At 41.2% G+C, this 13,915-nt stretch carries 13 protein-coding genes and 1 pseudogene; 2 read left to right on the top strand and 12 right to left on the bottom strand.

What is annotated here, in order from left to right; genetic code table 11:
- Positions 1–284 (top strand): annotated as a pseudogene (locus HMPREF2704_RS10500) (hypothetical protein); the annotation flags it as partial.
- 375 nt (positions 285–659) lie between these two features.
- Here the strand turns inward: HMPREF2704_RS10500 and HMPREF2704_RS10505 are convergent.
- The 11 genes from HMPREF2704_RS10505 to HMPREF2704_RS10555 all read right to left on the bottom strand — a co-directional run bounded on the left by HMPREF2704_RS10505 (position 660) and on the right by HMPREF2704_RS10555 (position 10,970).
- On the bottom strand, positions 660–1,643 hold the full coding sequence (locus HMPREF2704_RS10505; protein ID WP_070846583.1) for an acetylxylan esterase: 984 nt from the start codon (positions 1,641–1,643) through the stop codon (positions 660–662).
- 105 nt (positions 1,644–1,748) lie between these two features.
- Complete coding sequence (locus tag HMPREF2704_RS10510) at positions 1,749–2,516, bottom strand: alpha/beta hydrolase (protein ID WP_070846584.1); 768 nt, start codon at positions 2,514–2,516, stop codon at positions 1,749–1,751.
- Between the two features lie 66 nt (positions 2,517–2,582).
- Positions 2,583–4,154: a signal recognition particle protein gene (ffh, locus tag HMPREF2704_RS10515; protein WP_049522988.1), complete on the bottom strand. Its 1,572-nt coding sequence runs from the start codon at positions 4,152–4,154 to the stop codon at positions 2,583–2,585.
- A gap of 17 nt (positions 4,155–4,171) precedes the next feature.
- Positions 4,172–4,387, bottom strand: a complete 216-nt coding sequence (locus HMPREF2704_RS11615; protein ID WP_042766187.1) for a hypothetical protein — start codon at positions 4,385–4,387, stop codon at positions 4,172–4,174.
- A gap of 2 nt (positions 4,388–4,389) precedes the next feature.
- Positions 4,390–4,722 (bottom strand): putative DNA-binding protein, encoded by a 333-nt coding sequence (locus tag HMPREF2704_RS10525; protein WP_003001435.1) that lies wholly within the window; start codon positions 4,720–4,722, stop codon positions 4,390–4,392.
- Positions 4,723–4,802: 80 nt separating this feature from the next.
- Positions 4,803–5,747, bottom strand: coding sequence for a 3-oxoacyl-[acyl-carrier-protein] synthase III C-terminal domain-containing protein (locus tag HMPREF2704_RS10530; RefSeq protein WP_049522987.1), 945 nt, complete (start codon positions 5,745–5,747; stop codon positions 4,803–4,805).
- A 12-nt stretch (positions 5,748–5,759) separates the two neighbouring features.
- Positions 5,760–7,025, bottom strand: coding sequence for a F390 synthetase-related protein (locus HMPREF2704_RS10535; protein ID WP_061591073.1), 1,266 nt, complete (start codon positions 7,023–7,025; stop codon positions 5,760–5,762).
- Positions 6,991–7,818, bottom strand: coding sequence for an MBL fold metallo-hydrolase (locus tag HMPREF2704_RS10540; protein WP_070846585.1), 828 nt, complete (start codon positions 7,816–7,818; stop codon positions 6,991–6,993). The genes HMPREF2704_RS10535 and HMPREF2704_RS10540 overlap by 35 nt, the downstream gene beginning before the upstream one ends.
- Positions 7,793–8,770 carry an NAD-dependent epimerase/dehydratase family protein gene (locus HMPREF2704_RS10545; RefSeq protein WP_031573276.1) on the bottom strand — a complete coding sequence of 326 codons (978 nt, stop codon included), beginning with the start codon at positions 8,768–8,770 and terminating at the stop codon, positions 7,793–7,795. The genes HMPREF2704_RS10540 and HMPREF2704_RS10545 overlap by 26 nt, the downstream gene beginning before the upstream one ends.
- The gene (locus HMPREF2704_RS10550) at positions 8,767–10,044 is read right to left on the bottom strand and encodes a glycosyltransferase (RefSeq protein ID WP_070846586.1); all 1,278 of its coding nucleotides are present in this window, start codon (positions 10,042–10,044) and stop codon (positions 8,767–8,769) included. The genes HMPREF2704_RS10545 and HMPREF2704_RS10550 overlap by 4 nt, the downstream gene beginning before the upstream one ends.
- Before the next feature lie 227 nt (positions 10,045–10,271).
- Positions 10,272–10,970: a GntR family transcriptional regulator gene (locus HMPREF2704_RS10555; RefSeq protein WP_003007291.1), complete on the bottom strand. Its 699-nt coding sequence runs from the start codon at positions 10,968–10,970 to the stop codon at positions 10,272–10,274.
- 128 nt (positions 10,971–11,098) lie between these two features.
- On the opposite strand from HMPREF2704_RS10555, the gene guaA reads away from it, so the two are divergent.
- The gene (guaA, locus tag HMPREF2704_RS10560; protein ID WP_003012033.1) at positions 11,099–12,664 is read left to right on the top strand and encodes a glutamine-hydrolyzing GMP synthase; all 1,566 of its coding nucleotides are present in this window, start codon (positions 11,099–11,101) and stop codon (positions 12,662–12,664) included.
- A 173-nt stretch (positions 12,665–12,837) separates the two neighbouring features.
- Here the strand turns inward: guaA and HMPREF2704_RS10565 are convergent, their stop codons facing one another.
- Positions 12,838–13,848 carry a DUF1002 domain-containing protein gene (locus tag HMPREF2704_RS10565; RefSeq protein WP_070846587.1) on the bottom strand — a complete coding sequence of 337 codons (1,011 nt, stop codon included), beginning with the start codon at positions 13,846–13,848 and terminating at the stop codon, positions 12,838–12,840.
- Between the last annotated feature and the right edge of the window lie 67 nt (positions 13,849–13,915).

The raw sequence follows: 13,915 nt of genomic DNA on the forward strand, positions 1-13,915 counted from the left end.
ATAGTAATAGAAAAATAAAAGATTACCTTCCTACACAAAAATTCCTCTTTGAAAAAATAAAAAAAAGAATCGATGACAAAGATGATAGAGTGATAATAATTCTTACTCGTTCCTTTGCAAAATGGTACGAAGCAGTCCCTGAATTGAAAAATTACGAAAATTGTTTTGAAGTGAACAATCCTAACAATCCTTCTTTAAAACCAGAAAACATCTTAAAAGTGACAAGAGTATCGGTTGAATCAAAAATTAACACTTTATTAAATGAACTTAATAAAGAAGTTTAAACACAAGAACAGTAGCTATCAATAAAATAGCTACTTTATTTTTAAAAATGTACAATTGAACCACCACTTCTTCTGCTATTACTTGAGTAAAAAATGTACAAATCAATTTCTTCGATTAGAGGATATTATGTACTAGAAAACATACAAAAAACCACTCCAGAATAATGTACAAAACGAAAATAAAGTACACTTTTTAAAGAATGTACTTTATGCTTCTAATTCAGTTGTATCAATGGTTTAGCTCTTGTTAAGTCAATTGTACATATACTTTTAGTTTATATAGGACTGTTTTGTATCTCTATCTATAATAGATTCCTTTTAAACACAATAAAATCAGCAAATCTCATGGATCTACTGATTATTTTCTTCTCTAACTTATTTTTCTACATATCGAAATGGAATCTTGCTACCACAGAGCCAATTATAGACTCGGTCATTGACTTGAACATTCATAGCTTCGTGGGCATATTCTGGCATGATTAAATGCTCTTTTGGACATTCTAATCGATTATAAATGGCAAACTGCGTTTCAGGATAACAGACATCATCATCCAGCCCTGTAATCATGTGAACCTGTCCTTTGATGCGATGGGCAAAGTTTTTTACATCAATATAGGCCAATGTCTGCATTAAACGATCTTCGGTTTCGTGGAACGGATCATGGAACTTGAAATAACGGAAAAGCTCGTCATAGGCCTCACTGGTATTTCCGATCTCTAATACCCGTCTGAAATCCGATAAGAATGGATAAATGGCGACTGTTCGTTGGATTCGGGGATTTAATCCAGCAGCAATCAGGGCCAGGGCACCACCTTGAGAGGCTCCGTAGCTGGCAAGTTTGCTGTCATCTACTTGAGGAAGGTTGGCTACAATTTCAATTAACTGGTAAAGATCTAAGTAGACATCCTTATAAAAGAGCTCATCCGGACCTTCCACAGCTCCGCGGATAATCTGTCCTTTTACCGTATTTCCAAATGGCGAGCGATCTCCGTCGGTTGAATAGCCTGACTGCCCTCTCACATCCATAGACACAACACCATAGCCGGCTACTGTATAAGCTAACATATCAGCCCAATCCCAACAACGGCCCATATAGCCATGAAAATGGAAAATAACGGGAACCTTTTGATCCGTTTTAGGAAGGATCATTCTTGAATAAACAAGCCCATCTCGTGTTCCTTTAAAGGTTAATTCATAACAAATCACATTTGGAATGCTGAAATCTCGTTCTTCGAGCTTGTATTCTGGCAGTTCAGTAATCTTTGCTAGGGCTTGATTCCAAAAAGCATCAAAATCTGCGGGAACCTCATCCCGTCCCTTGTAATCTTTCATTGTTTCTAATAATTTGGGATCTTTCATAAAATCCTCCTTAAGCATGTGTAATCGCTACCAAAAATGTACCATATTTACCTAAGGATTGCAAGAGACAAATAAAAATTACATAACCGAAATTATGTAATTTAATTATAGATTCAAAAACAGACTTAATTGTTTTACTAGATCTGGATTAGTGGGTAAAGCTGAATGATGAGCCTTACGACCGTTTAAATTCACTTCTGTATAGGCTTGTTTCTCAAAAATAGATTGTGCTGCTTGTGCACTAGAAAGGGGGACGATCCCGTCTGATTTCCCAGCAAAGCTACCGACAAAGTTAAGGACCTCTACTTCTTTTTCTAAGCGATGCTTCCATTTTTGAAAATCGTCATACATTTCTTGATTGAATTGGTAAGGACTACCAATAATAGCGAGCTTGCTCACGGTCACCTTCTTTTTCTCTAAAAAGCCACTTTCCAATAAACCAGTCAAAACCAGTCCACCATTAGAGTGACCCACTGCCTTAAACTCAGTAAAATGATAGTGATCAAGAAGATAGGTTAAAGCAATTTTAAGGGATTCGATTTGCTGCTTGATATTGCTGTAGCCATCTCGATTATTCTCAAAGCCAATCACAATCATAGGGTTTGGCTCTTTTGTATTTAGTCTTCCTTCCATCTCTATAGAATCATCTTTATTGACCTTTATTTTTAAGAGACTTTGCTTTTTTCTAGAAAAGCGATGGAGCATACGAATTGTTCCATTGAAACGCTGAATACTGGCTGAACTCCCAGGTACAAAGATAATCGGTCTGATCGGTGGTTTCTTCGACCCTTTTGGGAATTCAAAGGGCTTGCTGTGCGAAGAAAAGAGTCTTCCAAAGAAACGAATGAGTTGTTGAAATAGTTTTTTTAACATGTTTCCTCTAGTACTAGTTTCTAAAAGAACCCAGAACAGTGTGTTCCAGGCCCTTGCTAGAAATGATTATTTCCGCTTTTTCTTATTCTTGCGCATTTGTTTGGCCATCTTGTTCATCGCCCGTTTCATCATGAATTCGCCGGCTTTTCCTTTGAGACCACCACCAAACATTTGGCTCATATCAGGCATTCCAGCGCCTCCGCCAAGAGCTGACAAGTCAGGCATGCCACCTTGTCCCATCATGCCTTCGAGGGCAGACATATCCGGCATTCCACCAGGCATGTTTTTCGGCATGTTATTTGGATTGAGGCCCATTTGTTTCATCATCTTGTTCATGTCGCCAGAGAGGACGCCTTGCATCATCTGCTTGGCTTGGTTAAAGTCTTTGATGAATTTGTTGACTTCGACAAAGCTGTTTCCTGATCCAGCAGCAATCCGACGACGACGGCTTGGATTTAATAAATCTGGATTTTCGCGTTCAGCTGGGGTCATGGATGATACGATCGCACGTTTGCGAGCAATTTCTCGTTCATCGACCTTGAGGTTCTTCATAGCTGGATTGTTGGCCATCCCTGGAAGCATTTTGAGCAGATCTTCCATTGGTCCCATGTTTTGAACTTGGTCTAATTGATCGATGAAGTCATTGAAATCGAAGGTATTTTCCCGCATCTTCTCAGCGAGTTCAAGAGAGCGTTTCTCATCGTATTCTTGAGAAGCCTTCTCGATCAGCGTCAGCATATCCCCCATACCGAGGATCCGACCAGACATGCGGTCTGGGTGGAAGGTTTCGATATCAGTGATTTTTTCACCAGTACCAGTGAACTTGATTGGCTTCCCAGTAATCTGACGGACAGAAAGGGCCGCACCACCACGGGTATCCCCATCGATCTTGGTCAAGATGACCCCAGTCACTTCGAGCTGTTCATTGAACTCACGCGCCACATTGGCCGCTTCTTGACCGATCATAGCATCGACAACCAAGAGGATTTCATTTGGTTCAGCAAGGGCTTTGACCTCACGCAACTCACCCATGAGTTTTTCATCGATTTGCAGACGACCAGCCGTATCGATCAAGACATAGTCATTGTGATTGGCTCTCGCCTGTTCCAAACCTTGACGAACGATCTCTACTGCAGGGACTTCTGTACCAAGTGAGAAGACAGGGACATTGATCTGTTGACCAAGGGTCTTCAACTGGTCGATGGCCGCTGGACGATAAATATCGGCCGCAATCATCAAAGGACGCGCTTTTTCTTCCTTGACTAATTTATTAGCTAATTTCCCAGCAAAAGTTGTTTTACCAGCCCCTTGAAGACCGACCATCATGATAATGGTTGGAATCTTTGGAGATTTGATAATTTCTGCTGTTTCTGAACCCAAAATCGCAGTCAATTCTTCATCGACAATCTTCACGATTTGTTGGGCAGGATTCAGGGTTTCAATGACCTCATGACCTACGGCCCGCTCGCGGACGCGTTTGATAAAGTCTTTTACAACAGGGAGGGCAACGTCGGCCTCTAAGAGGGCTAGACGAATTTCTTTGGTTGCCTCTTGGACATCCGCTTCAGAGATTTTCCCTTTCTTACGAAGATTTTTAAAGACGTTCTGTAAACGTTCGGTTAAACTTTCAAATGCCATTATTTTCTCCTATTTTTTCAATTCAGTGGAAATCGTCCGAAATGTTGCAAACATTCTAGTTCTTCGGGTGTGACTTCTTTCATGATTTCATTTGGATATCCCCAACAGCTAAAACCTATTTGCATAGCTTTGGAGATATCATTGGGCGAGATAATCTGTAGTCGAGTAGGAAATACTTCCTCTGCGACTAATAGTTTGCAAGGTATTCCTTGATAAATGACGAGACTGTCCATAATCACTCCCGATTATCAATGCTTGATAAAATTTCAACCTGCTCTTGTAGAAAAGTATCTTCCGGATAGCGTTCTAAAATCTGATCAAAAATCTGGCTGCGTACAATGTAATCGGAATACATATGGAGTTTCATTTCGTAATCTTCCAAAATTTTTTCTGTACGTTTAATATTGTCATAGACCGCTTGACGGCTCACTCCAAACTCTTCTGCAATCTCAGCCAAGCTGTAGTCATCTGCGTAATAGAGCTCGATGTAGTTCATCTGCTTGTCCGTCAAGAGCGCTGCATAAAACTCAAAGAGCGCATTCATTCGGTTGGTTTTCTCAATTTCCATACCTTTCATTATATCAAAAAAGCCCGCTAAAGACTAGCGGGACTTGATGCTTTTTGAGCTTGAAATAAGAGTATCTATCATTAGAGTTTCAGTGCCAACATATTGACCGTCATCCCTGCTGCAGTTCCCATTAAAAAGATGGTATCTCCTTCCTTCACATAGCCATGATCCAGTGCATAGGCTAGGCCGAAAGGCACGGCTACCGAAACCATATTACCATAATCACTGACAATATTGAGGTACTTGTCTTTGCTAACTCCCAATTTGTCCATGACGAGTGGCAAGGCACGGCTTGCTTGGTGAGGGATAATGTAGTCTACAGCATCTTTAGAAATGCCTGATTTCTCTTGGAATTCTTGGAACATTTCTGGAATAACACGGGCAGAAAGCAAAAGAATCTTCTTCCCTTTCATATCAAACATGAAATCAGTCTTGGTTGCTTCAGAGTACAATTTCGGATGATAAGCTGTCAAACCACCACGAATTTCAGTATCATGGGCTCCCTCAGACCAGGTACGTTGCATACTGGCAATGATTCCTTTATCTTCCTTTGTTGCTTCAAAAATAAAGGCTGTAGCTCCATCACTAAACAATTCAAAGCTTTCTTTTTGTTTGGGATTCAGCCCTAGGCTTCCTACTTCACTAGATACAATCAGCACCCGACGGTATTCACCACCTTCAATCAGATAAGAGACAGTGCTTAAAGCAGATACAAAACTGGTACAAGTGGTATTGATATCCATAGCAGGAATCGTCAGTCCCTTGGCCACGCGCTCATGGATAAGAGCTGCTGTACAAGGAATGGGCTGAACACCAACTGCACTAGCCGAAACCAGGCAGTCGATGTCTGACATTTCAAGTCCCGCATGGTTTAAAGCCGCTTCAATCGCACGCGCTGCAAGATCAATCTGTGTTTCTTCTCCTTCTTTCACACGGTAACGAGTCTGGTCTTTGAAAGTTACCGTATAAACTGGAAGCGCTGTTCCATAGCCTTTAATTTGCAAATGTCTTTTTACAGTAGTCATAGGATTCTCCTTTTATTGAAGTCGTTGAACACGTTTTAATTTACGTGTTGGGTCCCATTGGTAATCGATAAATTGAATACTTGGGAGGATGAATTGTTTTTGTTGAGCCAAGAGTTCAAATTGGGCAAAGATCGCTTTCTCAATAAAGTCGGAACGATGACTCAAGGCGATGGTAATAGATCCATCTGCCAGCTGAGTCACTTGATAGTCCTGAATATTTTCAACGAATAAAATGCACCGGCGAATAAAATCTGGATAGATGGTTTGGCTGTTCCCATCAACTTTTTTGAAATAGAAGATATCGTCCGATCGTCCTTCGATTTTCGCGATTTGAGTAAAAACGGATCCACAAGGACAGGGAGACTTTTCTTCTACTAAAATATCATTGAGTCGGTAGCGATAGATGGGTTGACTCGTTCGTTTAAAATCCGTAATAATCGGATAAAAGCGGCTATCGTCCAGATACTCTTTTTCGACATACAAAATATCTTCGTTGAGGTGAAGATTACCTTCTGAACAGGTACAAGCTAAAAATCCTTCTGTCGCTTGGTAGACCTGATCAACCTTGTCTAGTTGAAAAGCTTTGGCGATGGTCTGAGCATCTCGATCTTCTAGAATCTCTGCGACAGAAACAACCTTGACAGGTTGGATCGCAAGTTGCTGATTACTGACATAGTTGGCTAACTCAATCAAGGTTGAAGCTGGTGCGACCACAATGGTTGGTTGATAGTCTTTGAGACGCTCTAAATGCTCCTTGCTATCCTTGAAAATATCAAAATATTCCAAGCGAATCAGGCCTGAATTAATGGTTTGATAAAGTTCATTGTCCGCTCGTAAGAAAAAGGCAATGCGATGACCAAAGAGTTTTCCTTTCGGTAGCATCTTGGCTAGAATCGCTGCAGCCCACATACTTCTTTCTTTTTCTGTGGTGACAAAAACTCCTCGGTGGCCTGAAGTCCCAGAAGACAAGCCTACTGCTACTTCTCCATTCATCTCGGTAAAATCTCGCGTCTGTTCTCCGCGAATCGCCATTTCTAAAGCCTGATCTCGATCCACTCCCAGGGTATTGAGTTCATTGAAATGTGTCATCATGAAGGTTTTATCCATGGTTCCAAAGGATTCGGGAGAATGTGTCTGGAAATAGGGAGATTGAGAGGTGATAAATGCATGGTAGCGTGCCAATTGCTTTTTTTGGTACCTTTCTAAGGCTTCCCTTGAACGGAATCGATGGCACCATCTGGTTTCAATAAAGGTTTTCAGAAAGACTATTTTTTTCATTTAAAATCCTTTCAATCCGATCTTGCGGGTCGTGGCTGACCACAACTTGAATGCCATCGTGCAAGAGTGTTTCCAGCAAATCAGCTCCTTTTAAATAAGCCTTCTTATCATCCTGAACCAAGGAAGGAATGAGACGCATTTGCCGTGTGAAAGGCAAGAGGTCTACTCCCCAAGAAAGATCTGCTCCGATGAAGAGTTTGAGCTCATCCAGATAAAGACAACCTTGCCCTCTCGCATGCCCATCGATAGATGATACAAGAATGCTCCCATCATCAAAAAGATCCGTAGTCGGGCGATAGGGGAAAGCAGGATGCCTTTGATCTGCTTTGAGACAAGTCACCCGATCTTTGAAATCAGCTGGCAAAAACTCTTTAAAAATCAGATCTTTAAATTTCGGTTTTTGGTACACCTCATAGACTTCCTGACTGACAAAGAAATGAGCATTTGGAAAAAGGGCTGCTCCACCGAGATGATCCGGGTGCAAATGAGAAAGAATCACATAAGTAATTTCTGCTGGATCAATCCCACGCTCTCGCAATAAATAATCGATCTGGTCTTCCTTTTTCATCTGCATTGGTGTGGCTAGACGGTACCAGAAATATCGAGCTTTTTTCTTAATCTCGTAGTGATAGCCGGTATCGTACAAAATATAACCTTTTTCACGGTGATGAATCAAAAAGACACCTGCAGGAAATTGCATTTTTTCATTTGGAATCCCCTTAAATAAGAGTCCAGAATGACTACTGCAATAGCCTGCTGGGAAATAATCAATGTGCTTGATCATGTTGGACATAGTTGTCAATCCCTTCTTCAATGGTCATTTTTGGATAGTAGCCAAGTTCGGTTTGGGCCTTTTGAATATCGAGGGTTTGGCTATATCGAAGGAGATAATAGGTATAGCGAGTCAATGGAGGTTCAGCTTTCAGATGGAATAATCGATACACTCCTTCAAGGCTATAGGCCGCACCTGCTACTAGACCTGCTGGAATCTTCCGATAGCGAATCGGTTCTCCCAATCCTTTTAGTGTGGTTTCGATCAAATACTTAAAGGTCTTTGGTTCCCCATTTGTAATATTATAAACCTGCCCGTGTGCTTCTTTTGCTTCCAGAGCCAAGCGAATGGCTAGGGCAACATTTTCCACACAGGTCATATCCATGAGCTGCTCTCCTCCTCGAATCAAAGGAATTCCAATTTTTCGACTGAGGCGTAAGACACGAGGCAAAATACTGGTATCCCCCACACCAAATAATCCTCTAGGACGCAAGATGATACTTGGCACATCTGAATAGTCAGAAAAAAGTTTTTCAGACGCCAATTTACTTCGGATGTAATTGTTGAGGTGATTTTCTTTTGGAGCATCACTTTCCTTGATGTTTAATTGATCTTTTCCAGCTGCGTAAATACTAGGAGAAGAAACGTAAACCAAGCGTTTTACCGCATATTCACGACACAATTCAAGGACATTTTTAGTACCAACTACATTCGCCTGATAGAAGGCCTTCCAAGGTCCCCAGGCGGAAGATAAAGCTCCTGCATGAACAACAGCATCAACAGACTGAAAGGCTTGTCTTAATTCCTCAATAGAGCTCAAATCCCCTTTGATAAATTGGACGCGATCATTTTCCAGAGCTTTCCCATTTTTTTCGTTTCGGCCAAAAGCTACAATGGTATAATCGTGAGCCAACAACTCATCGATCACATATTTTCCAAGGAAGCCAGTCGCACCTGTTACAAGTATTTTCATAGTTTCCCATCCGTTCCACGTCTTAATAATCGTTGAATTTCAAACTCCAAGGTATCCAACGGCTTGTAGGTTTTTGAAAGTTTGTTTAGTCTTTCTAACTTTTCCCAAGATTCTTTTTCTAATAGGGCATTAAAACCTGCTTGAATCTCTTCGGTGCGATTGCGATGAGCTTGAAAGGCAATTCCTGCTTCTACTCCTCGAATCGCATAGTCAAATTGGTCATAATCATGTGGCAAGATCAAGGCTGGTTTTTTAAATTCGATACACTGATAAAAGATTCCAGCTCCTCCATGGTGAATGACATAGTCCATCTGCGGAATATATTCTTTGTAAGGCAGATAAGAGACGAGCGTCACATTTGGTGCTACATCTTCTTCAGAAAAGTCTTTTGCCCCATCTCCTAAGGTGACGAAAAAGTGACATTCTGGATGCTCTTTGGCCAACTGCTTGGTTTGTTCTAGCAAATTCTCCTTTGCCCAAGGCAACTGGGTTCCACATGTCACGAGTACCTTCGTCTTGTCCTCGTAAGAACTGATGTCTAAAGGATAATCTTCTGCTTTTTCAAGAGAAGTCCCCAAAGGGCCAAGCCACGCATATTGATGAGGGAAATGTGTCTTCAACTCTAGCTCCATCATACCAATTCCAAAGATGGCATAAGGAGAGTAGATGGTCTCCACTCCATTTTGATTGTACAACTTGAAATTGTAACGTTTTAAGCGTTTGCGTAAGAGGAAAGCCCCACAGTATTTTCCAATGCGCGTGAGTTTACGGCATAGTGCTTGGATCTTCTCTTCCTTCTTCGTGCGCGTGATTCCCATCCCTCCGAAGAAGCAAGGAGGACCATAAGGAGTTTCGATTGCAAATTGGGTTGCCATGGTGGTAATCCAAGGAATTTCCAACTCTTCTGCCACAAAGCCTGCTGATAGAGTGATAAAGTCAGCAATGACAATATCTGGACGGTTGACACGCCACTCCTCTAGCAATTGATCCGATACATGATTAATCAAATCAAGACTCCTAGACAATTGCCGATAAGCTGAAAAGAGATTGTATTTTTTATCGTTATTAGCCACACGTTCAAATTCTTCTACTTTGTCCTCTAGAATCGGAACGACCGTGAAGCCGAGACTTTCTGCGACGGCTTTTTTCTGAGGACCCGTGAAAATTCGGATTTCCATAGTTGGATCATCTAATAAGGGTTTAACGAGATTTAAAGTTGGGTACAGATGCCCACTCAAGGGAACAGCTACCACATCGATTTTAATTTTTTTCATTTTTTCCTGCCTTATATCTTTTTTTAGATCTAAAACTAGCTTCTATCTATTAATTCGTAAAAAAAATCAAAAATTGAAGAAAAAATAAAATATTTTTAAATCTTTTATTTTTGACCGTACTATCACTATTTAGAAAGAATGATTTCAACCTAAAAAAAGCTCCCAAATGCCAAAGAGAGTGAGCTCTCACACATTTGAAGAGTTTTCTATTTTTACGATTTGCGAGCTTAGTTATTTTCTAAATAAAATTCGAACCGCTCGCCGACATACTGACTTTTTACATACTCAAAAGCCGTCCCATCTTCAAAATAGGAAACCTGTGTCAGACCTAAAATAGCCTGCCCTTTTGAAATCTGTAAGTACTCCGCAATCTTATCCTTGGCCAATCGCGCATAGATGGTCTGGTGCGACTTCCCAATCTTATAGCCATGCCGCTCCAAGGTTTGGAAGAAATGGCTGGTAACCTCTTCACGATTGAAATTCTTAATAAATTTCTCTGGAATAGAGGCCACTTCATAAACAACAGGGATCCCATCAGCATACCGGACCCGTTCCATCCGAATGATGGTCTCTGTCTTATCGATGCCCAATTTATCCACTTCTTGGAGGCTAGGAATGGTTTTACGGTAAGAAATCACTTGGCTAGAAGGTTCCTTGCCTTGCGATTTCATAATTTCTGTAAAACTGGTTGTACCTCGCATTTTTTCTTGGACGCGCGTGCTGGTGATAAAGGTACCACTTCCTACACGTCTTTCAAGCACTCCTTCTTCAACCAGAAGGGTAATAGCCTGCCTAAGCGTCATCCGACTCACTTGAAATTTCTCAGCTAGATCGCGTTCGCTGGGAAGACGCTCCCCGATTTTCCATATTTTTTGATCAATCTCAGACTTAATCTGATCATGAATTTGAATGTAAGCTGGAATCATAACCTTGCTCTTTCTCTGTGTTATCTCTATTGTAGCGTAAAATTCCTAATTCTTCAATCAGAGATTGGTAAAGACAAGGCTTTTGTGTTAGAATAGAGGAAAGTAAATTTCTTTAAGAAGGGGATAAGATGACAAACCTATCAACTGATTTGCATGATGTTGAAAAAATCATCGTGCTTGACTACGGTAGCCAATACAATCAGCTTATTTCACGTCGGATTCGTGAAATTGGAGTCTTCTCAGAGTTGAAGAGCCACAAGATTTCTGCTGATGAAGTTCGTGCAATCAATCCAGTTGGGATCGTTCTTTCAGGTGGACCAAACTCTGTATACGAGGAAGGTTCTTTTGATATCGATCCTGAAATTTTTGAACTCGGTATTCCAATCCTTGGAATCTGTTACGGGATGCAATTGTTAACCCATAAATTGGGTGGGAAGGTCGTTCCTGCAGGTGATGCTGGTAACCGCGAATATGGTCAATCTGAACTGACTTTGACAGAATCTTCTGCTCTTTTTGCCGGCACACCAGACAAACAATTGGTCTTGATGAGCCACGGGGATGCTGTTACAGAAATTCCGGCTGACTTTATCCGCACTGGTACTTCTGCTGACTGTCCATTTGCATCGATTGAAAATCCAGACAAGAAAATCTACGGAATCCAATTCCACCCTGAGGTTCGTCACTCTGTTCACGGTTATGACATCTTGCGTAACTTTGCCTTGAACATCTGTGGGGCTAAAGGTGACTGGACCATGGACAACTTCATTGACATGCAGATCAAAAAAATCCGTGAAACCGTCGGAGACAAACGTGTCCTTCTTGGTCTTTCAGGTGGTGTTGACTCTTCCGTTGTTGGGGTTCTCCTTCAAAAAGCCATCGGCGATCAATTGATCTGTATCTTTGTAGACCACGGTCTTCTTCGTAAAGGCGAAGCTGATCAAGTGATGGATATGCTTGGTGGTAAGTTTGGTTTGAACATCGTTAAAGCAGATGCTGCAAAACGTTTCCTTGATAAGTTAGCTGGTGTATCTGATCCTGAGAAAAAACGGAAGATCATCGGTAACGAGTTTGTTTATGTCTTTGATGACGAAGCAAGTAAGCTCAAAGATGTGAAATTCTTGGCACAAGGAACTCTCTACACTGACGTGATCGAGTCTGGTACGGATACTGCTCAAACCATTAAGTCTCACCACAACGTTGGTGGACTTCCAGAAGATATGCAGTTTGAACTGATCGAGCCACTGAACACTCTTTATAAAGATGAAGTTCGTGCGCTTGGTACTGAGCTTGGTATGCCAGACCACATCGTATGGCGCCAACCATTCCCAGGTCCAGGTCTTGCGATCCGTGTTATGGGGGAAATCACTGAAGAAAAACTCGAAACTGTTCGTGAGTCAGACGCTATCCTTCGTGAAGAAATCGCTAAAGCTGGTCTTGACCGCGATATCTGGCAATACTTCACTGTTAACACTGGCGTTCGTTCAGTAGGTGTTATGGGAGACGGCCGTACTTACGACTACACTATCGCTATCCGCGCTATCACTTCGATTGATGGAATGACAGCTGACTTCGCTAAAATTCCTTGGGAAGTTCTCCAAAAAATCTCAGTCCGTATCGTTAACGAAGTTGACCACGTTAACCGCATCGTCTATGATATCACAAGTAAACCACCTGCAACTGTAGAGTGGGAATAAAAAAAAGGTCCGGGGGACCTTTTTTTCACGAGCCAAGAAATAGAAAAGCGAGTTTAAGGTCCGGGGGACCTTGATTCACGAGCATAACATAAAATATCTAATTAAGTATAAAAATAGGAAATCACACACAAAAAGCACTCTGACTTATTGTCTGCAGTGCTTTTGTGCTATTTTTAGCCAACTAAACCACTAAAGAATTTGACAATGGCATTCCAGATGGCTCCGAAGAAGCCGGCAATGGCATTCCACGCATTTGTGAAGAAATTTCCACTGTCTTTTAGAATAGCATTGGTATCAAAATTGAGATTGATATTGTTAAAGGTATCGCCTGCCTTGTCTACGATACTATCTTTCAGATCCGACAAGGTTTTGGTAAAGCTTTTGCTGCTAATGACGCTACTCTTTGAGAGGTTGACTGCGAAATTTACGATCAAATTGATCTGATTACCTGTCACAGTTGTATCCAGCTTATAATTTTTAAGGGTTTCTTCGACGATCTTTCGAATATCATCCTTGCTTAAATCCTGATTGTTCTGTTTGGCATTGGCTACTGCCGTTTTTATGTCGGTCAATGCTACGTTTAACTTATCCGCATCGAAGTTTTTCTTACCAGCGTTTTCTTCATTGATCCCGGATAGAGTCTTTAACTCTTCTTGAGCCAGATCTTTGCTTTCTTGAGAAACTTTGGCACCATTTTTCTCAAGCGAGTAATAGATCCCAGCTAAAGCACTTTCTCCAGTCACTTGGATAGGTGAAGCTACTGTAATTTGAGCATGCTCCAATCCAAGTGTAACGGCTGCATTACGATACATATCTGCAGTGACCTTGGTGATGTTTTGAGGCGTCACGATATTGACTTCTAGTGGCTTATTTTTGCCTAATTTTTGAATTTTAACAGAGGAATAAAGTTCCAAACTATCATCGTTGGCAACGTTCATAATCGAAGAATAAACCTCTGGTGTCATGGTCTTCCACTCTTCTTTATCTTTCGAACTATCGTAGTTCAAGAGACTCAAAGTTTGTTCGATTTGACTTTGGTCTAGTGAATAGCCCAAAACATAGTCTGGTTTGACATAGGTTTCGTCGATGACTTTCTGCACATTGTTATCTGCAGAAACCCGAGGGACAGCGGTAAACAAGGCTAAAGTCGTCGTTACAAACAATGCAATCTTCTTTAATTTCATCTTTTTCTTCTTTCTAACTCAAATCAACTCTGGGCATCTCTTATTACTTTTCTCACCTCACTAGAGA

The sequence above is a fragment of the Streptococcus sp. HMSC076C09 genome (genome assembly GCF_001837905.1).
In the GTDB taxonomy this organism is placed as follows: Bacteria; Bacillota; Bacilli; order Lactobacillales; family Streptococcaceae; genus Streptococcus; species Streptococcus parasanguinis_I.

Excerpts from the sequence above, each read along its gene's own strand:
- HMPREF2704_RS10525 (WP_003001435.1), bottom strand. The coding sequence starts at position 4,722 with ATGGAAATTGAGAAAACCAACCGAATGAATGCGCTCTTTGAGTTTTAT.
- ffh (WP_049522988.1), bottom strand. The coding sequence starts at position 4,154 with ATGGCATTTGAAAGTTTAACCGAACGTTTACAGAACGTCTTTAAAAAT.
- HMPREF2704_RS10545 (WP_031573276.1), bottom strand. The coding sequence starts at position 8,770 with ATGAAAATACTTGTAACAGGTGCGACTGGCTTCCTTGGAAAATATGTG.
- HMPREF2704_RS11615 (WP_042766187.1), bottom strand. The coding sequence starts at position 4,387 with ATGGACAGTCTCGTCATTTATCAAGGAATACCTTGCAAACTATTAGTC.
- HMPREF2704_RS10510 (WP_070846584.1), bottom strand. The coding sequence starts at position 2,516 with ATGTTAAAAAAACTATTTCAACAACTCATTCGTTTCTTTGGAAGACTC.
- HMPREF2704_RS10505 (WP_070846583.1), bottom strand. The coding sequence starts at position 1,643 with ATGAAAGATCCCAAATTATTAGAAACAATGAAAGATTACAAGGGACGG.
- HMPREF2704_RS10565 (WP_070846587.1), bottom strand. The coding sequence starts at position 13,848 with ATGAAATTAAAGAAGATTGCATTGTTTGTAACGACGACTTTAGCCTTG.
- HMPREF2704_RS10555 (WP_003007291.1), bottom strand. The coding sequence starts at position 10,970 with ATGATTCCAGCTTACATTCAAATTCATGATCAGATTAAGTCTGAGATT.
- guaA (WP_003012033.1), top strand. The coding sequence starts at position 11,099 with ATGACAAACCTATCAACTGATTTGCATGATGTTGAAAAAATCATCGTG.
- HMPREF2704_RS10535 (WP_061591073.1), bottom strand. The coding sequence starts at position 7,025 with ATGAAAAAAATAGTCTTTCTGAAAACCTTTATTGAAACCAGATGGTGC.
- HMPREF2704_RS10530 (WP_049522987.1), bottom strand. The coding sequence starts at position 5,747 with ATGACTACTGTAAAAAGACATTTGCAAATTAAAGGCTATGGAACAGCG.
- HMPREF2704_RS10550 (WP_070846586.1), bottom strand. The coding sequence starts at position 10,044 with ATGAAAAAAATTAAAATCGATGTGGTAGCTGTTCCCTTGAGTGGGCAT.
- HMPREF2704_RS10540 (WP_070846585.1), bottom strand. The coding sequence starts at position 7,818 with ATGTCCAACATGATCAAGCACATTGATTATTTCCCAGCAGGCTATTGC.